A 21,277-nucleotide genomic window follows, 5' to 3' on the forward strand; every position below is an offset into this window, starting at 1 on the left:
TGTTACCCATGAGCGAGCAGGCGAACGGCGTGGTGGAGGCCCTGACCAAGGCGGGCCTCGAGGTGCGATCCGACCCGGGCACCCGGGGGATGTACGCGTCGGACGCCTCCCTCTACCGCATCCCGCCGATCGCCGTGGTCCGCCCGCGCGGCGTCGACGAGGTGGCCGCGTCCCTCGCCGTCGCCCGCGAGACCGGCGTGCCGATCACCTCGCGCGGCGCCGGCACGTCGGTGGCCGGCAACGCGGTCGGCCGGGGCATCGTGCTCGACTTCTCCCGGCACATGAACAAGGTGCTCGACATCGACCCGGCGGCGAAGACGGCGGTGGTCGAGCCGGGCACCGTGCACGCCGTGCTGCAGAAGGCCGCCGCGCCGCACGGTGTCCGCTTCGGCCCCGACCCGTCGACCTGGCCGCGCTGCACCATCGGCGGCATGATCGGCAACAACGCGTGTGGTTCGCGGTCCCTCGCCTACGGCCGGACCTCGGACAACGTCGCAGGCCTGGAGCTGATGACGGCGGCAGGCGACACTTTCGCCACCGGATATCAGGATGATTCCCCATTCGTACGCGGAGCCGACGACCTGCTGGCGGACATCCGGAATGTCCTGAGCGGCCACCTCGCCACCACACGGACCGAATTCGATCGCTTCGGCCGCCAGGTCTCCGGCTACGCCGCCCACCACCTGCTCCCGGAGCGGTTCGACCTGACCCAGGCGCTGGTCGGCTCCGAGGGCACCCTCGCCGTCATCACGAAGGCGACCGTCAAGCTGGTGGTCGACGCGCCGGTCCGGGTCGTCGTCGTGCTCGGCTTCCGGGACATCGTCGCGGCCGGCGAAGCCTCCCCGGCCGTGGTGGCGCACGGCCCGACCTCCTGCGAGGGCCTCGACTCCCGCCTGCTCGACGTGCTGCGCGCCCGCCGCGGCCCGGACGCCGTCCCGCCGCTGCCGACCGGCGGCGCCTGGCTCTTCGTGGAGCTGGCCGGCGACGACAAGGGCGAGGTCCTGGCCCGCGCGCGGAAGCTGGCCGCCGACGGCATCGGCGACGACGCGCTGGTCGTCGAGGACCCGGCGACGCAGGCCCGGCTGTGGCGGATCCGCGAGGACGGCGCCGGCCTGGCCGGTCGCGCCCCGTCGGACAAGCCCGCCTGGCCCGGCTGGGAGGACGCCGCGGTGCCACCGGCGAAGCTCGGCGCCTACCTGGCCCGGTTCGACGAGCTGGTCGCGTCCTACGACATGACGTCCGCGCCGTTCGGGCACTTCGGCGACGGCTGCATGCACGTGCGCCTCGACTTCCCGCTGGACCAGCCCGGCGGCACCAAGATCATGCGCGAGTTCCTGATCGACGCGGCGAAGCTGGTCGGCGAGTTCGGCGGCTCGCTCTCCGGTGAGCACGGCGACGGCCGGGCCCGCTCCGAACTGCTGCCGCACATGTACTCGGCGGACGCGATCAGCATGTTCGCGCAGATCAAGCACGCGTTCGACCCCGGCAATCTGCTCAACCCCGGTGTTCTGGTGGACCCGGATCCGGTCGACGCCGACGTACGAGCGGCCTTCAAGAAGCCCTTGAAGCAATTGGCGATGGCCTATCCGCACGATGACGGCGATCTGGCTCAGGCGGTGCACCGGTGCACTGGCGTCGGTAAATGCCGGGCCGACAATTCCGCGGCCGGTGGCGTGATGTGCCCGTCGTTCCTCGCGACCCGCGAGGAGAAGGATTCGACGCGGGGCCGCGCCCGGGTGCTGCAGGAGGTCGTGCGGGGCGAACTGCCGTGGTCGCACGCATCCGTCCACGACGCGATGGATCTCTGTCTGGCCTGCAAGGGCTGCGCGTCGGACTGCCCGACCGGCATCGACATGGCGACCTACAAGTCCGAGGTCCTGCACCAGACCTACCAGGGTCGTCTCCGTCCGCGTTCGCATTACACGCTCGGGAGACTGCCGATGTGGGCACGTCTCGCCGGCTGGATGCCGCGTCTCGCGAACCTCGGCACGCGCCTTCCCGGAATTCGCGGACTGGCACTCCGGCTCGCCGGTGTGGACAGCCGTCGTTCGGTGCCGGCGTTCGCCCGCAGGCCTTTCCGGCGTACCTTCAAAAAGGTTGAATCCGCACGCAAACCGGTCGTCCTCTTCGCCGATTCGTTCTCCGACGCCTTCTCGCCGGAAGTGGCCGAGGCGACCGTCCGGGTGCTGCGCGCCGCCGGCTACGAACCACGCCTGCCCAGCGGCTCGGTCTGCTGCGGCCTGACCTGGATCACGACCGGGCAGCTCGATTCCGCCAAGAAGATCCTCCTTCGTACGGTGGAAGCCCTGTCCGAAGATGCCCACGCCGGAATCCCGATCATCGGCATCGAGCCGTCCTGCACGGCCGTCCTCCGGTCCGACGTGCACGAGCTGCTGCCCGGCAACGCCGACGCCGTCGCCGTGTCCCAGCAGGTCCACACCCTGGCCGAACTGCTGGCGAAGACGCCGGACTGGACGCCGCCGGACCTCTCAGACGTCGAAGTCGTCGCGCAGCCGCACTGCCACCACCACGCCGTCCTCGGCTGGAAGACCGATGCTGATCTGCTGGCCGCCAGCGGCGCCCGCGTGAAGCGGCTCGCCGGATGCTGCGGTCTGGCCGGCAACTTCGGGGTGGAGCTGGGGCACTACGAGGTGTCCGTGGCAGTCGCCGAACAGAACCTGCTGCCGGCCCTCGACGCCTCCCCGGACGCCGTGGTCCTGGCCGACGGCTTCTCCTGCCGCACCCAGGTGGCCGACCTCCGCGACCGTCCCGCCGTCCACCTGGCCCAGCTCCTGGACCGCTGAACAGCAGTCGATTGACGGACGGCGACGGGCCGGCGGCTCGGCAGGGTTGGGGTGTGGCTACTTTCGATCCCGCTCAGCACACCGTCGTCCCGGCTCGCAGGTTCGAGGACCTCAGCGTCGGCGAAGTCTTCAACGCGCCCAGCCGTACCGTCACCGACGCGCACGCCGCCGCCTTCCAGACGGTCTCCGCCGACAACCACCCGATCCACTACGACGCCGAGTACGCCCGCGCGCACGGCCACCCCGCGCCCGTGGTCCACGGCCTGCAGGTGCTGGCGTTCACCGCGCCCGGAGCGACGCTGTTCCCGCACGTCATCGGGAACGTCTTCGTGGCGTTCGCCGGCCTCACCGCCGAGTTCCACCAGGAGGTGAACGCCGGCGACACCCTCTACCCCAGCCTGACGATCATCGGGTTGGACCCGCGCGACGGCACCGGGCTGGTGACGACCCGGGCGACGGTCCACAACCAGCGGGGCGAGCTGGTCCTGTCCGGCGACCACCGGTACATCCTCCGGCTGTCCTGAACGGTGCCGGGCCGTTCAGGGGCCCAGCTCGGCGATCACGGAGGTGAGTTCGGAGGCGGTCAGCTCGTAGGCGGTCTCGCCGGTGCGCGGGTCCCGTGCGACAAGGGTGTGGAACGTGGGCGCATGCGGACCGGTCAGGTCGATCAGGGTCGCCGAGGCGCCCATGACCGCGCGCTCGGTTCCCGGCGTCGCGGTCAGGTCGACGCGGGTCACCACTCCCGGCGTGACCCAGACGGGATGCCGGCGAGCATGCCGAACAGCTGCAGGTGGAAGTGACCGCAGAGGATCAGGCGTACGTCGGTTCCGCCGATCGCCTCGGCCAGCTCGTCGCCGTTACGAAGGCCGAGGGCTGACTGGACCGCCACGCCGGGTACCGCCACGGGCGGGTGGTGGAACGCCAGGACGGTGCCGTTCGGGGCGGGCTCGGCCAGGACGGTGCGACCGCGGCGCGCTCGCCGCCGGGTGCGGTCGGCTGCTGCCTGGGTCCGCCGCTGGTCAGGTGGCCGGTGCCGAGAACGGCGGCGAAGGCCGTACGGTCGTCGTGATCGCCCGTGGTGAAGATCGCGGGGATGCCGCGCTCGCCCGCGAAGGCGGCTGTCAGGCCGCGGGCGTCCGTGTAGGCCTCGCGGGAGCCGTCGTCGGCGATGTCACCGGGCCGGCACCGGAGCCTGTTCGGCGGTGAGGTGCTCGTCGCACGGGTCGGCGAGATCGTCGGGCGGCCGGCCGCGCGGCGTCCACCACGGAGGCCTGGTTGTTCAGCACCAGGACCGGCGGCCGTGGGGTGCTGCTCATGCGGGCTGAATCCGCTCCACGGCGGCGGCCGGGACGGTCACGATGACGTAGTCCTCCATCAGGTCGGACTGCACATCGACCATCGCGTTCCGGCCGGTGTAGCGAACGGTGAACGTGATCCGCCGCAGCCACGCCTCGTCGTAGTCGGTGAGGCTCTCCGGCACCTCACCCACGAGCCGGACCTCGTCGCCCGGCTTGACGGGGACCTCCGCCGGGGCCTCGACGCGGAGGATGCCAGTGATCGCGTGGAGGAGAGCTTCCAGCGGCTCGGTGTCCGCGCCGTAGTGCACGAGATGCCCGGCCTGGCCGAAAATCCGCTCGGCTTCGGCCCTGCTCAGATCGGCGAGCGCCTCGACGGCGCCGGCGCTCGGACCCGGCACCGGCGACGTCGCGAGTTGCGCGGCCAGCGCCAGAAGCAACCGATCGATGACACTCTCCGCCACGTCGACCTCAGCCATCGACCGAGGATACGACCGTCGCGCTCGGCTCACGGCCGTAGTTCCACCCGCAGCGTCTCCCGGTCGGGCAGCACGATCGCCCGTGCCGCCGGATCGCCGGTCCAGCCGGACGGCAGCAGGAACCAGCGGTCGTTGCGGTAGACCAGCAGGCGCAGCCCCGCGTACCGGTACCGGTAGGCGCTCTGCTCGCCGAGATCGGTCCGGACCACGCCGGGCCCGCCGACCGACAGGTCCTCGGCGCTGAACACCACGGCGTTCGCCATGACACCCAGGTTGCGGCTGAGATCGCGAGCGACCCGGTCGCCGGTCTGTTGGGCGTAGGTGGAGAACGCCCAGAACAGCCCGACCACGACGACACCGGCGACCAGGCCGCGCCGCATCATCAGTTCCGGCCGAGTGCTCGCCGCCCACTGCGTCACGGCGATCTCCAGCAGCAGCGCTCCGGCGATCAGCGCGGTGGCCGCGGCGATCGGGGTCAGGTAGTGCGCCTCGCCGAACAGCACGCTGATCCCGGGCACCAGCAGCAGGACCGCGAACGCGCCCACCTCCGCCAGTACGACCGGCCTCAGTCGCGCGTCGATCGCCACGGCCCGGGCCACCAGCCGGTGCGTCAGCAGCACCGCCGTGGCGCCGATCAGCAGCGCCGCACACGGCCGGAACGCCACGCCGGCGCTGCGCAGCAGATAGTCCTGCGCGGAGTAGCCGAGCAGGTTCGCGTCGATGCCGAACTCCGAGAAGATCGCGTTCGTCCGTACCCAGCCGAAGTAGTAGAGCAGCCCGGTCAGCGTCGCGAACGGCGCCACCACCAGCCCGGCGGTCTCCACGATCCGGAAGAGGCCGGATTCGTCGGGCGGCTCACTCACCGCTGGTTTCGCCCGTGGACGGGTCCGTCGGCTCGACCTCTGAGGTTTCCGGCTCTTCGGAAGTCCCCGCTTCCTCGGAAGTCCCCGGTTCTCCGGAGGACGGCGGTGAGGACTCCGGCGGCTCGACGCCGACGGTGACACCCGGAATCTCCGGGTCGATCGGTGAGGGCGACACCTCCACCGCGACCGCCGGTGTCGACGACTCCACCGGTGCCGGCGTGATCGTCAGCTCGACACCGGGGATCTCCGGTTCGGGAGTTTCGACGCCGATGCCGGGCACTTCGGGCGACGACGGCGGCGGGTCGGTGGGGGCGGCCTCGGGATCAGGACACCCGGTCAGCGCCAAGGCCGCGACCAGCGCCAGGCCGCAACCCCGGGAACGCCGACCGCCGTTCACCCTCGTATTGTCACGCCGCTTCCCGGACCGCCACACTCGCCGGAACGGGTACATCCGGCGAACCGGAAGCGCCGCGCGGGGATGCCTGGCAGAGAACATCCCCGCGCGACCACAAGGTGTGATTCAACCGGGGTTCATCCTGCGGGGGCGGGTTGACGGTCCGCCCTCGGAATCATGTCGATCTTGTGACGGTCAGGCCCGGCGCCACTTCTGGTTGAGCGTTCCGGCGCAGTCCCACAGCTGGACGCGGGCGCCGTCGTTGCCGTTCCACTCCTTGATGTCGAGGCACTTGTTCGCCTGCGGGTTCACGAGATCGCCGGCCGCGCTGAGGACCCACTGCTGGGCCGGGTTGCCGCTGCACGTCACGATCTGGATCTCGACGCCGCTGGCGGTGGAGCCCCACGGGATGTCCAGGCACTTGTTGTTGCCGGTGCGCAGGGCACCGCCGACCGCCTCCCACTTCTGGGCCGCGGTGCCGTTGCAGGTCCACATCTGCACCAGGACGCCGTCGGCGAAGTTGCCGTTCGGCACGTCCAGGCACTTGTTGTTCCAGTTGCTGACGATCGCCTGGCCGCTGCCGCCGCCGGACGTGGTCAGCGACAGGCCGTACACCTGAAGGATCTCGTTGACCGGCTGGAACCACATGGTGCCGCCGGTGGTGCAGTCGCCGGTGCCGCCGGAGGTGACTCCCTGCGCCTGGTTGCCGGAGATCCACGAGCCGCCGGAGTCGCCCGGCTGCGCGCACGCGTTGCTGCGGCTCAGCCCGGAGACGGCGCCCTGCGCGTAGTTGATCGTCTCGTTCTTGCCGAGCAGGGTTCCGCAGCGCCATCCGGTGGTCCGCCCGGACCGGCAGATCGAACTGCCGATGGCGGCCTCCTGGGAACCGGCGACGACGACGTTGCCACCCGAGTAGTTGTTCACCCAGGGCTGCGAGACCCAATTGCCGTTGGTACGAACCCACGCATAGTCGTTGCCCGGGAACGACGAGCCCGCGAACGTGCCCTGCGCGACGTTGTTGAAGCCGAGCGTCGGGCTCCCGGTCCCGCCGCAGTGGCCGGCCGTCACGAAGCCGCCGGCCACCGCGAATCCGACCGAGCACAGCGTGTTGCCGTTGATGACGTACTGATCACCGCCGCGGACGTCGTACAGAGGTCGCGGCCTTTGATCCTCGGTCTTGATCGTCACCTGACCGGCCCCGGCGTCCCGCGCGAACGCCCGGGCCGCCGACGACGCGCCCGGTGCGGCGGTGATCACCACGCTGTTGGAGGCCGGATCGACGTACCAGCTGTGCACGGTGTCCGGCGCCTGGTGCCGGTCCAGTTTCGCGCGGGCAGCGTTGAGGTCACGCTCGGTCCGCGCCACGATCGTCGCGTCGGCGCCCTCCTTGCGGACCGCGGCGACATCGTTCGCGCTGGTCACGGCGACGGTGAGCCGGGTGGCGCCCTCCGGGATCCAGGCGCCGGCGAACCGCGCGCCCAGTTGCTCACGGAGCCGGTTCTCGATCACGGGGGCGGCCGCTTCGGTGGTGAGGCGGTCGGCGATCTGCTGGTCGTTCAGGCCGAGGTCACGCCGCATGGCCTGGTACATGCCCGGATTGTCGCTCTCATCCTGGGCCTGAGCGGGTTGCGGCGTCAGAGTCATCAAAGCCGCGGCCAGCGCGACAAGGGGACGACGGAGCACGGCTCGTCCTTTCAGCCGGGGGGAACGGGAAAGAGAGCGCTCTCAGCGCCCGATTCTTCCCATCCGTCTCGACGGCTGTCAATAAAGCTTCCTATTTACAAGTTCAGTTAACAGTCCTAATAATTAGCCATGCGCCGATCCCCGATCCTTGCCGCGGCCGCAGCGCTGGCCGTGGCATGCTCCACCGTCTACGTCGCCACCACGGCGAACGCCGCGGCCGCCTGCGCCACGGCCTGGTCCGCCACCGCCGTTTACGTCAAGGACAACGTCGTCTCCAAGGGCGGCAGCAACTACACCGCCAAGTGGTGGACCCAGGGTGAGGACCCGGCCCTGAAGTCGGGCCAGTGGGACGTCTGGGTCAACAATGGAGCGTGCGGAGGGACGACCAATCCTTCGCCCTCGCCGTCCACCTCCAGCGCGTCGCCGTCCCCCTCGGTCACCGCATCGCCCTCGGTCACCCCATCCCCCTCGGTCACGCCGTCCACGTCGGTGCCCCCGATCCCCGCCGGCGGTCTCCCGAAGCACGCCCTCATCGGCTACCTGCACGCCAGCTTCGCCAACGGCTCCGGATATCTGCGGATGGCCGACGTGCCCGCCGACTGGGACATCATCAACCTGGCGTTCGGCGAGCCCACCACCGCCACGTCCGGCGACATCCGCTTCAGCCTCTGCCCTGCCACCGAATGCCCCGGCGTCGAGTCCGAGGCCGAGTTCCTCGCCGCGATCAAGGCGAAGCGGGCCGCCGGCAAGAAGGTGCTGCTCTCCATCGGCGGCGCGAACGGCCAGGTCCAGCTGACCACGACGGCGGCGCGCGACAAGTTCGTCAGCTCGGTCAGCGCGATCATCGACAAGTACGGCCTGGACGGCGTCGACATCGACTTCGAGGGCCACTCGCTGTCCCTCAACACCGGCGACACCGACTTCAAGAACCCGACGACGCCGGTCATCGTCAACCTGATCAGCGCAGTGAAGTCGTTGAAGGCGCGCTACGGCGCCGGCTTCGTGCTGACGATGGCCCCGGAGACGTTCTTCGTCCAGCTCGGCTACCAGTTCTACGGCTCCGGGCCGTGGGGCGGCCAGGATCCGCGCGCCGGCTCCTATCTGCCGGTCATCCACGCCCTGCGCAACGACATCACGGTCCTTCACGTCCAGGACTACAACTCGGGTTCCATCATGGGCCTGGACAACCAGTACCACTCGATGGGCGGCGCCGACTTCCACATCGCCATGACCGACATGCTCCTGGCCGGCTTCCCGGTCGCCGGCAACACGGCGAACGTCTTCCCCGCCCTGCGCGAGGACCAGATCGCCTTCGGCGCTCCCAGCTCGGTCAGCGCTGGCAACGGGTACGTCGCTCCGGCCGGTGTGCAGCAGGCGGTGACCTGCCTGGTGAAGGGCACGAACTGTGGCGGCTACACGGTCCGCAGCGGCACCAACCCGAACTTCCGGGGCCTGATGACCTGGTCCATCAACTGGGACAAGTTCTACGCGAACGAGTTCCGCCTCAACCACGAGCCGTTCCTGAACGCCCTCGGCTGACGCCCGGCGGGGCCCGGGTGACCTGCGCAGGCACCCGGGCCCCCGTTGCTAGGCTCCTACGGTGAGTGACGCCCTGGCCGCCCGATGGTCCTCCCACTGGACCCCGCGCGAGGTAGCGGACCGCCTCACCGGCACGACGACACCCTGGTGCGTGGCCGCGGGCTGGGCGCTGGACCTGTTCCGCGGACGGCAGACCCGCCCGCACGGCGACATCGAGATCGCGATTCCGGCCGACGGCGCGGCCCGTCCGCACCTGAGCCCGGACCAGCGCGCCGCCCTGGCCGGGATGCTGTCCCACGCCCATCCCGGCCACCGTTGGCTCGCACACCTATGACCTGGCCGTTCTTCACCGGATCGGCGCCCCTGCCCGCGCCCTGGTCGGTCGGCGGCACGGTCACGCTCCGCTTCCTCTGGCAGGACGATCCGGGACTGCCCGCCGATCTCCTCCTGCACGACGTCCCCGTGCGGGCGACCACCCTCCGCGACGACGACGGCGAACCCTTCGCCCAGCTGGTCGAGAAGGACGGCCTGATCGCCGTCCGCACCGGTCACACCCGGCCGGGCGAGGTGCGGCTGACCGGCTGCCTGACCTTCGACCCGTGGACGGCGTGGCATCAGGTGCCACCCACCACCGCGATGATCCGCCGCATCCGATCCTTCGATTCCCTGTACGACCGAGGCCCCGACTTCTGGACCGCCCGCCCGGGCAGCCACCGCCTCATCGACCACGCCACCACAGCGGACGACGACCCACCCACCGACGAGGACGATGTCGACCCGGCCGGCTTCGAGCTTCTGAGCCCGGAGCAGTATTACGCCCGAGCCCGCCACCTACTCCCCGAAACCGAGTGGCAGACCCAGGGCTACCTGATCGACCTCGAAGTGCGGCACACCTGATCCCCCGGCCGGGAGACGGGGTAGCCGAGCCACCCGGCCTCCACCCGGAGACGTGCCGGGCGCGCCGCCCCTGAGCTGAGCGATCTCGCCCTTCGCGGCGATCGGGTCCGGGCGTCCTCGTCGGCGCCTCCGCGCCCCCACCGCGATCAACGAATCAGCTCACCCGAATTCCCTATCACGAAATCATTCGGCGACGAGGGGACGCTTTCCGGGAAACCCGCTAGGAACCGAGGCGGGTCAGGGGAGGACCTCGCGGAGCTTCACCGCGAATTCTCGGGGCTTTCCGGCGTAGCCGTGCTCGCCGCCCAGGAAGCCGCCGTGGTGGCCGGGGAAGACGACCGGTTCCTGGCCCAGCCGGAGCGCCAGAGCCTGGGCGGTCCGGGCCGTGTAGGTGCCCGCTGACTCCTCGCCCAGCGCGACCACGATGCGGGCCGGGGCGTCGGTCAGGGCTGCGATGTCGGGGCGGTAGTCGCTGACCGCCCAGGAACGCTGGGAGAGGAGCGGGTCGTCGCGGGAGCCGTCGTCGGTGGCGGGCATGCCGAACGCCGCGGGGTCGGGAGCGGGCTGGGCGAAGTAGGCGTCGGTGAACTCGCCCTGCCAGGAGGTCATCGCGATGAACGCGGCCATGCCGGCGCCGGCGCCGCCCTTCTGGTACGCCTCGAAGAAACCGGCACGGGCGCGGTCGGCGGCTGCGGCGTCCGGCAGCACGGCGTTGATCGGCGGCTCGTGGGCGACCAGGGTGCGGACGTCGCCGGGGAAGCGGGTGACGAGTTCGAGGCCGGTGACCGCGCCGCCGCTGCTGCCGAAGACGTCGACCGGGCCGCCGCCGAGCGCCTCGATCAGCAGGTGCAGGTCGGCGGCCTGGTCCTGCGGCGTGAAGTCGTCGCGGCCGTCCTTGCGCCTGCTCCGGCCGAGGCCGCGCGGGTCGTAGGTGACCACCGTACGGTCGCCGAAGTGCTCGGCGAGTGAGCCGAAGCCCTCGGCCGTCATCGGCTGGCCGATCATCAGGAGGATCGGCCCGGAGCCGCGGACGTCGTAGACCAGATCGGCGCCGGGAGTGTCCAGGGTGTTCGTCTGTGTCATGGCCTCGACCCTATGCCGCTGGTACGGTCTATCCGCTCGACCGAGCCGTACAAGATGGGGGATCTTATGGCTGAGGTGGCGTTGCGTCCTGTCGATGACGGTGACCTGGATGCTCTGTTCGAGCAGATGCGGGATCCGGAGGCGGTGCGGATGGCCGCCTTCACCGCGGCCGACCCGGATGATCGGGCCGCGTTCGACGTCCGGATGGCGAAGAACCGGACCACTCCCGGGATCGTCCACCGCGCGGTGACCGTCGACGGAAAGCTCGCCGGGACGATCGCCAGTTTCGTGATCGAGGGCGAGACCGAGGTGACCTATTGGATCGACAGGTCGTTCTGGGGGCAGGGGGTCGCCAGCCGGGCGCTCGCGCTGCTAATGGAGCTGGTGCCCGAGCGCCCGCTGTTCGCCCGGGCCGCCAGCGACAACGCGGCGTCGCTGCGGGTGCTGGAGAAGGCCGGCTTCACCGTCATCGGCAGCGACTCCGGGTTCGCCAACGCCCGCGGCGCCGAGATCGAGGAGACCGTCCTGCGACTGTCTTAGCCCAGGGGCACGGGACCGAACCGGCCCCAGGCAACGAAGATCGCCAGCGCCATGTAGACCAGATCGGTGATGATCGTCGCCCGCTCGCCCCGGCGCAGCCGCATCGCGGCGGCACAGGCGAACAGCAGCGCCACACAGGTGGCGGTCACCGGCACCAGCATCGGGGCGATGCCGAGCACGGCCGGCAGGATCAGGCCGGCCGCGGCGAGGATCTCCAGGCTGCCGATGCCGCGCAGGGCCCTCGGGCTGAAATCCATCACCCACTCCCCCGCGTGGCCGACCGCGGCGATCCTCTCCCGGGGCACGACCATCTTGGCCGTGCTGATCAGCAGGACGGTGGCGAGCAGGATGGTGACCACCCACAGCCAGGTGTCGAGGCTCATCCCGGTCACCGGGCCTTCTTGACGTCGCGGGAGACGGCCCAGGCGTCGGCGACCGGGCCGAGGTGACGCAGCTTGTCCGGGTTGCTGACCAGCCTGATCGCCTGGATCCGGCCGTCCAGGATGTCCAGAGTGAGCGCGTTGAGAGTGTGCCGGTCCCGGTCGTACAGGATGGCCCCGGGTTGGCCGTTGATCTCCCGAAGCTCGATCTGGACGCCGATGCTCAGCATGGGGACGGCGACCGTCGCGAGGACGCGCGCCACCCGGTCCGGGCCGATGATGGGCTTGGGCAGGTTCGGGGCCTTGCCGCCGCCGTCGCTGACCATCTGCACGTCGGCGGCGAGCAGCACCCGCAGGCCGTCCAGGTCGCCGTCGCGGAAGGCGTCGAAGAAGCGGCCGGCCAGCTCGTCGCGTTCCCGGCGGTCGGCGGCGAACCGGGGACGGCCCTCGTCCATGTGCCGGCGGGAGCGCACGGCCAGTTGCCGGCACGCGGATTCACTGCGGCCGACCGCAGCGGCGATCTCCGGGAATCCGAAGGCGAAGACCTCGCGCAGCACGAAGACGGCGCGTTCCAGCGGGGTGAGGCGTTCGAGCAGGAGCAGCGCGGCCATCGAGACCGAGTCGGCGAGTTCGGCGGCGCGTTCCGGGTCGGCGTACGGATCGGTGACCAGAGGTTCCGGGAACCACGGACCGACGTACGCCTCCCGTCGCACCCTGGCCGAGCGCAGCACGTTCAGCGAGGTCCGGGTGACCATCGTGGAGAGCAGCGCCTTCGCCGACGCGGGCTCACCCGGATAGGCCTCGAACTGGATCCACGTCTCCTGGACCGCGTCCTCCGCCTCGCTCACGCTCCCGAGCAGCCGGTACGCGATCGCGAACAGCAGCGGCCTCAGCTGCTGGAATTCCTCGGCTCGGCTCACGCCACACCCCTTCCTCGTGTCCTTCTCACACACGAGTCACGGCAGGCGGCCCGGCTGTGACATCTCGCCGCCGCCGGCGGTCCCGTCCCGGACGCCGCGCCGTAGGTGACGATGCGCATCACTGCCGCCCGGTGAACGCCACCGAAACCCCGAGCCCGATCGTGCACAACGCCCCGGCGCGGCCCACCGCCCGCAGCCGCCGCGGCGAGCGCACCAGCCACTGCCGGGCCTGGCCGGCGGCGAGCGCCCACACGCTGTCGAAGATCAGCCCGACGATGACCGGCACGAGCCCGAGCAGCAGCATCTGCAGGGGCACGGCGCCGCCCGCACGGTCGACGAACTGCGGAAGGATCGCCGCGAACACGATGAAACTCTTCGGATTGCCGGCCCCGACCAGGATCCCGGTGCGCACACCCCGCCACAGCCGCACCGGTTCCGCCACCACCGTCGTGCCGGCGGCCGGGTGCCGCGCGTCGCGCATCGCCTGGATGCCGAGCCAGATGAGGTACGCGGCGCCCGCCCACTTGATCACCTCGAACAGCAACGCGGACCTCTCCAGCAGAGGACCCAGTCCGACGGCGACAGCGACCGCCGCGAGATAGACGCCGGCCGCGTTCCCGGCCACCCCGGCGAGCGCCGCCGGCCGGCCGTAGCTGAGCGCCCGCCCGACGATGAACAGCACGGCGGGACCGGGAACGGCGATCAGGACGGCACAGGCCAGGGCCAGACCGGCGGCCTGTTCGAGAGTCACCATGCGCCCTACCTCGCTCTGCTCACGAAAGCCTCGTCGACCGCGTCGGCGAAGGTGGACATGGAGGGGAACTCGGCGTCGTAGCGCCAGGTCTCGCTCGGCTCCGGGGTGGCACCCCAGCCCGGCTTGTCGTGCCGCCTGTTGATCCAGACCGACGGCAGGCCCTCGCGCTTGGCCGGCACGTGGTCGTGGAACAGGCTCTGGGCCGCGTGCAGCAGCTCCGAACGCTGCACACCGAGCCGAGGCAGCGTCTCGTCGAGCGCGCGGAAGTGCCGCTCCCCCGGCTTGTAGCCGCCGACGTCCTCGGCCGTGATGATCGCCGCGAAGTCGCCGCGCAGCCGCTCGTTGCTCCCGGCGAAGCCCGCCCGGTGCACGTTGGACAGGATGATCAACCGGTAGTGCCGGGCGAGCCGGTTCAGCGCCTCGCCGGAGTCCGGGAACGCCGGCCAGTCCGGCACCGAGTCGCCGAGCCGGCGGGCCCACGCGTCGGAGACCGGCCGGCCCAGCTGCGCGCCGACCCGCCGGAACGCCTCGGCGAGCACCTCCGGGTAGAGCGGCGCCGGCTCCTCACGCTCGACCGCCGCCTCGTGATCGGCGTAGACGAGAAGAAGGTCCTCGTGCCCGATCGTGAGGTCCTGCTCCGCGGCCCACGGTGCCAGGACGGCGGCGATCCCGGTCTCCCAGTCGATCAGCGTGCCGTAGCAGTCGAAGCTGACGGCCTTGAACGCGGTGAAGTCCATGACGGCGAGCCTATTGATTGATGGTTGAGTAGGGGCATGGCTTTGATCGCTTACGACGGGCCGGACGCGGCGGCGTTCGCGGCCACCCGGCATCTCGCCGACGACGACCTCGCGACCTGGCGTGCCGCCGTCGGCCGCTACCTGACCGTGCGGCCCGGGATGCGCCTGCTCGACCTCGGCTGCGGCACCGGAAGCTGGGCGCGGGCCTTCAGCTCCTGGTGGCCCGCGGCCGATGTCCTCGCGGTCGAGCCCTCCGAGGCGATGCGTTCTCGTACGATCCACGCCCCGGTCTTATCGGGCTCCGCCGAGGAGATCCCGTTCCCTGACGCGAGCCTCGACGCGGTCTGGCTCTCCACGGTGATCCACCACATCGCCGATCTGGGCGTCGCGGCCCGCGAGATCCGCCGCGTGCTCAAGCCGGGCGGCCCGGTGCTGATCCGTTCCGCGTTCGCCGGCCGGCACGAGGCGATCAGCCTGTTCCGCTGGTTCCCGGAGGCCGTCGCCGTGCTCGACCGCTACCCGAGCATCGACGAGGTGTCGGCGGCCTTCGGCACGGCGGGCTTCCGGGTCGCCGGCTGCGAACCCGTCCCGCAGCTGACCGCGCCGTCGCCGGCCGCGGCCGCCGCGGAACTCCGCCGCGAGGCCCACACGCCGCTGAAACTGATCAGCGATGCGGCGTACGAGGCCGGCGTGGCGCGCCTGCGGGAGGCCGCCCGCACCGAGACCGGCCCGGTCGTCGACGCCCTGGACCTGCTGGTCCTCCGGTGAGACCCGCCGTCGTCACCGGCGCGGGTCGCGGGCTCGGAGCGGCCCTGACCTCGCACCGGGTCGCCGAGGCTGGCCGGAACATGCTCACCATCGCGCTCGCCCAGGAGCCGGCCGGCCGGGTCCGCCGCCGGGCCGTCCACCCGGGCGGCCTCACCACCGCGATGGCCGCCGCCGGCTCCTGCACCTCGGCCGATGAGGCAGCCGTCTGGCCGGGGAACTGTTAGAGAGCACGGACATCACATCACCGCGCTACCTCTCCTACCCCGGTGCCGACTTCTTCTGGTGACAACTCATCGATTTCGCTCGCCCGGCTTGTCCAGCGCGAATGTCCGATAACCCTCAGATGGCGGTTCGAGCCGCCAACCGCGCGGAGTGCAATTGCTCCTAGTCGCGTCTTCGGCCTCGTTGAATTTCTGCCTTGAACCGAACAATTCGATGGGCACGTCATCCCCCAGGTCGACGAAGTCATTGAAGGTGACCCCGATCATGCGAACAACATAACCACAAGTCGCATCGAGGAAGGTGACGTATTCTTCGAATATGCTACCGTCGAACGTTGCATACGTAGCCAGCTTCGCTCGCCGAAAAACAACCTGGTCCTTGAAGTTCGACCGATAGAAGTCGAGCCCTCCGCCTGCCTTGGCACCCGAGAATCCAACTGCTGCACCGAACGAGACCTGCGCGAACGAAGCACCCTTTTGCAGTTCGACCAAGTCGAATCTCGTTTCGCCAGCGAATGAACTTTCGTCGAAACGCACGTATTCTCCGAAGTCAGCCGCAGCAAAGTTGGCATCATCACGGAACGCCGCACCCCGGAAGTCGGCTTCCGTTGCCCTAAGTCCAGTGAAGTCAACCGGGCCCACGAACACACCGGAGCGGCAGTCCAGCCGCTCCAGCCGACATCCGCTGAGGTCCAGATCGTGCAGGATGGCCCCAGAAAGATCGATCCTCATCCGCGACCAGTGGACCTCCGCGCTGGCCCTGAGGCGGCTCGCCAGCAGTCTCTGCGCAGTCATCCGCGTCTCCAGCACATCCGGCGACACATCTCGCAACCCGATTTCGCCAATCGGCTCACCGGCACTCCGCCCTAGGCGGAGGTACCCACAGAGTAGGTCGACGATCGTCTGCCGGTGCGGCAGATATGCATCTCCCAGGCGCACGAGCGCATACATGCCGGCCATTTTCGACACCGCGGCATCCTGCCCCAGAAGTTCCGAAGCCTTGGCGTACAGTTCAGTGACGCGCCGCTCAACCGCATCGTGGCGGGCTTCGGAGACATCCTCCAGGTTGACCTCGTGCTCTTTCTCGCTGAGCCACTGTTTACGTCCGCTCAGGAACAATGCAATCGCACCACCCGTCCCCACGCCCACTGTCAGAGCGGTTTTGATGGCCTCGATCTGCAATTTTGCTCGCTCCACCTCGGTATCGACGTCTTGTGCGATTTCGAGCATGACCAGGCCCGAGGCCGCCGCTGCGGCCATCGAAGCAAGAATTGCGATGATCAGTGTCCGGAATCTCATGGGCCGGAATCGGTCACGCCGTCGAATATCCTGCACCACACGCTCCTGGAGAATCGCGTTCACCTGGATGCTGTGAGCGTCGCATATGGGCGCAATGGAGTCGAGGTGATCATCCCACGGCCCGTCACAGGCTCGATCGTCTGAGGAGACGGCGTCAGCGGAAGGGGGCCGGGTCGAAGTGGCCGTTGCGGTTGCGGAACTCGGTTGCGGTGCTCGGCCACAACAGGGTGAGGCGGCCGCTGCGGGGGTCGACGTACCAGCTGGTGCAGCCGCCTCGGAGCCAGACCGTGCGGGCGGCCATCGCGTCGATGTCGCGGGTGTAGGCCGCCTGGGCCTGCTCGGTCACCTCGAGCGGGCCGTCGTGGCGTGCCAGGTGGTCGAGGGCGCCGACCAGGTAGGACAGCTGACTCTCGATCACGTGGACGGCCGAGTTGTGGCCGAGGGCGGCGTTCGGGCCGTCGAGGATGAACATGTTGGGGAAGCCGTGCACGACGGTGGAGGCGTGCGAGACCATGCCGGCCGCCCACGCGTCGGAGAGGCGGCGGCCGTCGCGGCCGGTGACCAGGGCGGCGTACGGCTGCTGTGTCGTGTGGAACCCGGTCGCGAAGACCAGGACGTCGAGGTCGGCGCGGTGGCCGTCGGCGGCAACCGCGGTAGGGCCGTCGAGGCTCTCCAGGGCGCCGACCACCGTCACGTCGTCGCGGCCGAGCGCCGGATAGAACGTGTCGGAGAGCAGGATCCGCTTGCAGCCCACCTCGTAGTCCGGGGTGAGCCGGGCCCGCAGCGCCGGGTCCGGGACCTGGGCCGCCAGGTGACCGAGGGCCCGGGCACGCAGTTCGGCCAGGGCGGCGGGTTCCCGGCGGCGGGCGGCGATGCCCTGTTCCAGGCCGGTGAAGGCCTCCTCGCGGATCCGCAGCATCTCGGCCGCGTCGGCGGCGGCATGGGCGTGGTCGTTGCGCGGGATGACGTACGGCGCGGAGCGCGCGAAGACGGTCAGGTGCTCGGCACGGCCGGCGAGTTCCGGGACGACCTGGATGGCGGAGGCGCCGGTGCCGACGACGCCGATGCGGGCGCCGTCCAGTTTGACGCCGTGGTCCCAGCGGGCGGTGTGGAAGGCAGCGCCGGTGAAGGTGGAGACGTCGGGCATGCGGGGCGCCGTGAGCCGGCCGGCGGCCAGCACCAGGACACGGCTCCGGAACGCACCCCGCGGCGTGGTCACCTCCCACCGGCCGGACGGCGTGTAGACCGCCGACGTCACCTCGTGACCGAGCCGGATGTGCGGCGCCACCGACGGCCGGGCCGCCAGGCCCCGCAGGTAGGACTGGATCTCGTGACCCGGCGCGTACGCCCGCGACCAGGACGGGTTCGGCGAGTGCGCGAAGGCGTAGAGGTGCGACGGCACGTCGCAGGCCACCCCGGGATAGGTGTTGTCCCGCCAGGTCCCGCCCACGTCGTCGGCGCGTTCCAGCACCACGAAGGATTCGCCGCGCCGCGCGAGCTCGATCGCCGCGCCGATCCCGGCCAGTCCCGCCCCGACCACGACGACATCGACCGTCGTGAAGAGATCAGGAGTCATACGGTGCCGTAACGGGTGGTGCGCTGCCGGACCGGGCGTCCGAGCTCGGCGGCGATGGCCGCGACGTCGGCGCGGGTCAGCGAGATGCCCTGTTCCTGACCGGCGGACGGATCGAGGACGCCGTCCAGGAGCAGGCCTCCGAGGTCGTCGGCGCCGCCGCGCAGCAGTTCGAGGGCGAGAGCTTTGCCGACCTTGGGCCAGGGCGCCTGGATGTGGTTGATCCGGCCGGCGAGGATGATCCGCGCCACGGCGGTCAGGGCTCGGGTCCGCGGTGGCGGGACGTCGGCGAACGGCATCGCGATGAACTCGGTGAAACCGCCGGTGCGCTCCGCGATCGAGGCGAGAAGCCGCAGGTGGGCGACCTGCTGGGCGGGCGTCTCGACGTGGCCGTAGACCATCGTGGCGGTCGAGGTGAGGCCGGCCTCGTGCGCCGCGGTGATCAGCTCGATCCAGCGCTCGACGGGCATGTCCGGACCGCCGTTGAGCCGGGCGCGCACGTCGTCGTCCAAGATCTTCGCGGCGGTGCCGGGGACCGAGCCGAGGCCTGCTTCCCGGGCGAGCCGCAGGAACTCGGGAACGGGGATCCCGAGCCGCGCGGCGGCGTCGGCCACCTCGGGCGGGCGGAAGGCGTGCAGGTGGATGCCGGGCGCGGCGGACGCGATCGTGCGGATCAGAGCGAGGTAGCCGTCGTCCGGCGCGCCGGACGGGAGCGGGCCCTGCATGCAGATCTCGGTGGCGCCCAGGCTCGCGGCCTCGGCGACCAACTCACGGACCAGGCCGAGGTCGGCGCCGACGCGCTCGGTGTCCAGATTGCGGTTCACCACGAAGGTGATCTCGTCGCCTACCAGGTCCCTGCGGATCGCGTCGGCGCGGGCGCAGAGCTCCTCCAGATCGGCGCCGTCGGCACCGAGCAGTTCCACGGCTTCGGCGTCGGAGATCGTCACGGGCCGAGCCTACAAGCCGGGTACCGGCAAACCTCTGAGCCGCGACCACCGTCACGTCTTAGGTAGTCACTTTTTTTACTATGCAACTTTTTGTAGAGTGCGTGCGTGGAGTATCCGACGCTGCTGAGCCCTCTCGATCTCGGGCACACCGTGCTGCGCAACCGCGTGGTGATGGGCTCGATGCACACGAAGCTCGAAGACCGCGCACGCGACCTGCCGAAACTCGCCGCCTACTTCGCTGAGCGGGCACGCGGCGGGGTCGGGCTGATGGTCACCGGCGGCTATGCGCCGACGTGGCGGGGCTGGCTGTCGCCGTTCGGCAGCCAGATGACGAGCACGCGGCACGCCGACGCGCATCGCCTGGTTACCGACGCCGTGCACGAGCACGACTCCAAGATCCTGTTGCAGGTGCTGCATGCCGGTCGATACGGCTACCACCCGTTCACGCTGGGGGCGTCGAGCCGCAAATCGCCTATTTCACCATTTTCCCCGCGGCGAATGACGAGTCGCCAAGTTGATCAAACGGCGGGACGGTTCGCCCGGGCCGCCGCCCTCGCGAAGCGGGCCGGCTACGACGGTGTCGAGATCATGGGCTCCGAGGGCTATCTGATCAACCAGTTCCTCGCGGCCCGCACCAACGACCGCACCGACGCCTGGGGCGGATCGGCCACCAAGCGGATGCGCTTGCCCATCGAGATCGTCAAGCGCACCCGGGACCTGGTCGGCGACGACTTCATCGTGCAGTACCGGATCAGCCTGCTCGACCTCGTCGACGACAGCCAGACCTGGGAGGAGACGGTCGCGCTCGCCCTGGAGCTGGAGGCCGCCGGCGTCTCGCTCTTCAACACCGGCATCGGCTGGCACGAGGCCCGCGTCCCGACGATCGTCACGTCGGTGCCCGCCGGCGCCTTCACCTGGGTGACCGGCAAGCTGCGCGGCCTTCTGAGAACGCCGGTCATCGCCTCCAACCGGATCAACCGTCCCGAGGCCGCCGAGCAGATCCTCGCAGCCGGTGAGGCCGATCTCGTCTCGATGGCCCGCCCGCTGCTCGCCGACGCCGAGTGGGTCGCGAAGGCGAGCAGCGGCCGGGAACGCGAGATCATCACCTGCATCGCGTGCAACCAGGCGTGTCTCGACCACACGTTCCGCAACCAGCGGGCGTCCTGCCTTCTCAACCCCCGGGCGGGGTACGAGACGGAGCTCGTGCTCTCCCCCACCCGCCGCGCCAAGAACGTCGCCGTCGTCGGGGCGGGGCCGGCGGGTCTCGCCGCGGCGATCGAGCTCGCCGGCCGCGGCCACCGGGTGGAGCTGTTCGAGGCCGGCGACGCGATCGGCGGGCAGTTCCGGCTCGCCGCGCGGATCCCGGGCAAGGAGGAGTTCGCCCGTACCCTCGACTACTACCGCCACATGATCGGCGTCCGGGGTGTGAAGCTGCACCTCGGCGTGCGCGCGACCGTCGACGATCTGGCCGGCTTCGACGAGGTCGTCCTCGCCACCGGAGTCACGCCGCGCGTCCCGGAGATCCCGGGCATCGACCATCCGAGCGTGGTCACCTATCAGCAGTTCATCGACGGGGGTGCCGCCGGTTCGCGAGTGGCGGTCATCGGGGCCGGCGGGATCGGGTTCGACGTCGCAGCGGCGCTGGTGCACGAACCGGGCGAGCCGCTCGACGAGTGGATGCGCCGGTGGGGTGTCACCGATCCGGAGATTGCGCAGGGCGGGCTGGCCGTGAAGGTGAAGGCGCCGGCGTTGCGTGAGGTGTACCTGCTGCAGCGCAAGGACGAGGCGCTCGGCAAAGGGCTCGGGAAGACGACCGGCTGGGTGCATCGCACGACGCTGAAGGACGCCGGGGTGACGATGCTGAGAGGCGTCTCCTACCAGCGCATCGACGACGAGGGCCTGCACCTGGCGGATCGGGTCCTCGCGGTGGACACCATCGTGCTCTGCGCGGGTCAGGACTCGGTCCGGGACCTCGTGGCGCCGCTGGCGGATCGCGGCGTCACCACGCACGTGATCGGCGGCGCGGACGTCGCCGCCGAACTGGACGCCAAACGAGCCATCAAGCAGGCGACCGAGCTCGCCGCCCGGATTTGACAGGATA

Annotated in this window: 23 protein-coding genes; 9 read left to right on the forward strand and 14 right to left on the reverse strand. The window is 70.3% G+C overall.

The window, feature by feature from the left end; translation table 11 throughout:
* Positions 1 to 8 precede the first annotated feature (8 nt).
* Together EP757_RS32675 and EP757_RS32680 are read left to right on the forward strand one after the other, a co-directional pair.
* On the forward strand, positions 9 to 2,804 hold the full coding sequence (locus EP757_RS32675; protein WP_232050119.1) for an FAD-binding and (Fe-S)-binding domain-containing protein: 2,796 nt from the start codon (positions 9 to 11) through the stop codon (positions 2,802 to 2,804).
* A gap of 53 nt (positions 2,805 to 2,857) precedes the next feature.
* A complete protein-coding gene (locus tag EP757_RS32680; RefSeq protein WP_127552258.1) occupies positions 2,858 to 3,328 on the forward strand; it encodes a MaoC family dehydratase in 471 nt (156 codons plus the stop codon).
* 15 nt (positions 3,329 to 3,343) lie between these two features.
* On the opposite strand, the gene EP757_RS32685 is transcribed toward EP757_RS32680, so the two are convergent.
* The 6 genes from EP757_RS32685 to EP757_RS32705 all read right to left on the reverse strand — a co-directional run bounded on the left by EP757_RS32685 (position 3,344) and on the right by EP757_RS32705 (position 7,518).
* Positions 3,344 to 3,541 carry a hypothetical protein gene (locus EP757_RS32685; protein ID WP_127552259.1) on the reverse strand — a complete coding sequence of 66 codons (198 nt, stop codon included), beginning with the start codon at positions 3,539 to 3,541 and terminating at the stop codon, positions 3,344 to 3,346.
* The gene (locus EP757_RS43035) at positions 3,538 to 3,708 is read right to left on the reverse strand and encodes a hypothetical protein (protein WP_160165946.1); all 171 of its coding nucleotides are present in this window, start codon (positions 3,706 to 3,708) and stop codon (positions 3,538 to 3,540) included. Before EP757_RS43035 ends, EP757_RS32685 begins: the two co-directional genes overlap by 4 nt.
* 408 nt (positions 3,709 to 4,116) lie before the next feature.
* Complete coding sequence (locus tag EP757_RS32690) at positions 4,117 to 4,578, reverse strand: hypothetical protein (RefSeq protein ID WP_127552260.1); 462 nt, start codon at positions 4,576 to 4,578, stop codon at positions 4,117 to 4,119.
* Between the two features lie 29 nt (positions 4,579 to 4,607).
* Positions 4,608 to 5,441 (reverse strand): hypothetical protein, encoded by an 834-nt coding sequence (locus tag EP757_RS32695; RefSeq protein WP_127552261.1) that lies wholly within the window; start codon positions 5,439 to 5,441, stop codon positions 4,608 to 4,610.
* A complete protein-coding gene (locus EP757_RS32700) occupies positions 5,434 to 5,838 on the reverse strand; it encodes a hypothetical protein (protein ID WP_127552262.1) in 405 nt (134 codons plus the stop codon). The genes EP757_RS32695 and EP757_RS32700 overlap by 8 nt, the downstream gene beginning before the upstream one ends.
* 192 nt (positions 5,839 to 6,030) lie before the next feature.
* Entirely contained in the window at positions 6,031 to 7,518 is a 1,488-nt protein-coding gene (locus tag EP757_RS32705; RefSeq protein WP_232050120.1) for a ricin-type beta-trefoil lectin domain protein, read from the reverse strand.
* A gap of 129 nt (positions 7,519 to 7,647) precedes the next feature.
* Here EP757_RS32705 and EP757_RS32710 point away from each other — a divergent pair, with 129 nt between their 5' ends.
* The 3 genes from EP757_RS32710 (at position 7,648) to EP757_RS32720 (ending at position 9,954) form a co-directional block, all read left to right on the forward strand.
* Positions 7,648 to 9,057: a chitinase gene (locus EP757_RS32710; protein WP_127552263.1), complete on the forward strand. Its 1,410-nt coding sequence runs from the start codon at positions 7,648 to 7,650 to the stop codon at positions 9,055 to 9,057.
* A gap of 61 nt (positions 9,058 to 9,118) precedes the next feature.
* Positions 9,119 to 9,391 (forward strand): hypothetical protein, encoded by a 273-nt coding sequence (locus EP757_RS32715; RefSeq protein ID WP_127552264.1) that lies wholly within the window; start codon positions 9,119 to 9,121, stop codon positions 9,389 to 9,391.
* Complete coding sequence (locus EP757_RS32720; RefSeq protein WP_127552265.1) at positions 9,388 to 9,954, forward strand: hypothetical protein; 567 nt, start codon at positions 9,388 to 9,390, stop codon at positions 9,952 to 9,954. The genes EP757_RS32715 and EP757_RS32720 overlap by 4 nt, the downstream gene beginning before the upstream one ends.
* A gap of 237 nt (positions 9,955 to 10,191) precedes the next feature.
* Here EP757_RS32720 and EP757_RS32725 read toward each other — a convergent pair whose 3' ends face one another.
* Complete coding sequence (locus EP757_RS32725; protein ID WP_127552266.1) at positions 10,192 to 11,037, reverse strand: alpha/beta fold hydrolase; 846 nt, start codon at positions 11,035 to 11,037, stop codon at positions 10,192 to 10,194.
* 66 nt (positions 11,038 to 11,103) lie between these two features.
* Between EP757_RS32725 and EP757_RS32730 the strand changes: the two genes are divergently transcribed.
* Positions 11,104 to 11,577 (forward strand): GNAT family N-acetyltransferase, encoded by a 474-nt coding sequence (locus EP757_RS32730; protein ID WP_127552267.1) that lies wholly within the window; start codon positions 11,104 to 11,106, stop codon positions 11,575 to 11,577.
* Here the strand turns inward: EP757_RS32730 and EP757_RS32735 are convergent.
* From EP757_RS32735 to EP757_RS32750, 4 genes are all read right to left on the reverse strand, one after another.
* The gene (locus EP757_RS32735; protein ID WP_127554546.1) at positions 11,574 to 11,960 is read right to left on the reverse strand and encodes a DoxX family protein; all 387 of its coding nucleotides are present in this window, start codon (positions 11,958 to 11,960) and stop codon (positions 11,574 to 11,576) included. The genes EP757_RS32730 and EP757_RS32735 overlap by 4 nt on opposite strands.
* 5 nt (positions 11,961 to 11,965) lie before the next feature.
* Positions 11,966 to 12,877, reverse strand: a complete 912-nt coding sequence (locus EP757_RS32740) for an RNA polymerase sigma-70 factor (RefSeq protein WP_127552268.1) — start codon at positions 12,875 to 12,877, stop codon at positions 11,966 to 11,968.
* A gap of 118 nt (positions 12,878 to 12,995) precedes the next feature.
* Positions 12,996 to 13,631: a LysE family translocator gene (locus tag EP757_RS32745; RefSeq protein ID WP_127552269.1), complete on the reverse strand. Its 636-nt coding sequence runs from the start codon at positions 13,629 to 13,631 to the stop codon at positions 12,996 to 12,998.
* A gap of 5 nt (positions 13,632 to 13,636) precedes the next feature.
* Positions 13,637 to 14,368 (reverse strand): HAD-IA family hydrolase, encoded by a 732-nt coding sequence (locus EP757_RS32750; RefSeq protein WP_127552270.1) that lies wholly within the window; start codon positions 14,366 to 14,368, stop codon positions 13,637 to 13,639.
* Between the two features lie 36 nt (positions 14,369 to 14,404).
* Here EP757_RS32750 and EP757_RS32755 point away from each other — a divergent pair, with 36 nt between their 5' ends.
* On the forward strand, positions 14,405 to 15,136 hold the full coding sequence (locus EP757_RS32755) for a class I SAM-dependent methyltransferase (RefSeq protein ID WP_127552271.1): 732 nt from the start codon (positions 14,405 to 14,407) through the stop codon (positions 15,134 to 15,136).
* Complete coding sequence (locus EP757_RS32760; RefSeq protein WP_127552272.1) at positions 15,133 to 15,360, forward strand: hypothetical protein; 228 nt, start codon at positions 15,133 to 15,135, stop codon at positions 15,358 to 15,360. The genes EP757_RS32755 and EP757_RS32760 overlap by 4 nt, the downstream gene beginning before the upstream one ends.
* 66 nt (positions 15,361 to 15,426) lie before the next feature.
* Here EP757_RS32760 and EP757_RS32765 read toward each other — a convergent pair whose 3' ends face one another.
* From EP757_RS32765 to EP757_RS32775, 3 genes are all read right to left on the reverse strand, one after another.
* Entirely contained in the window at positions 15,427 to 16,719 is a 1,293-nt protein-coding gene (locus EP757_RS32765) for a pentapeptide repeat-containing protein (RefSeq protein WP_127552273.1), read from the reverse strand.
* A gap of 91 nt (positions 16,720 to 16,810) precedes the next feature.
* Positions 16,811 to 18,232, reverse strand: a complete 1,422-nt coding sequence (locus EP757_RS32770) for an NAD(P)/FAD-dependent oxidoreductase (protein ID WP_127552274.1) — start codon at positions 18,230 to 18,232, stop codon at positions 16,811 to 16,813.
* A complete protein-coding gene (locus tag EP757_RS32775; protein ID WP_127552275.1) occupies positions 18,229 to 19,176 on the reverse strand; it encodes a radical SAM protein in 948 nt (315 codons plus the stop codon). Before EP757_RS32775 ends, EP757_RS32770 begins: the two co-directional genes overlap by 4 nt.
* A gap of 105 nt (positions 19,177 to 19,281) precedes the next feature.
* Here EP757_RS32775 and EP757_RS32780 point away from each other — a divergent pair, with 105 nt between their 5' ends.
* Entirely contained in the window at positions 19,282 to 21,270 is a 1,989-nt protein-coding gene (locus tag EP757_RS32780; RefSeq protein WP_127552276.1) for an NADPH-dependent 2,4-dienoyl-CoA reductase, read from the forward strand.
* Positions 21,271 to 21,277 lie beyond the last annotated feature (7 nt).

The sequence above is a fragment of the Actinoplanes sp. OR16 genome, from assembly GCF_004001265.1.
In the GTDB taxonomy this organism is placed as follows: domain Bacteria; phylum Actinomycetota; class Actinomycetes; order Mycobacteriales; family Micromonosporaceae; genus Actinoplanes.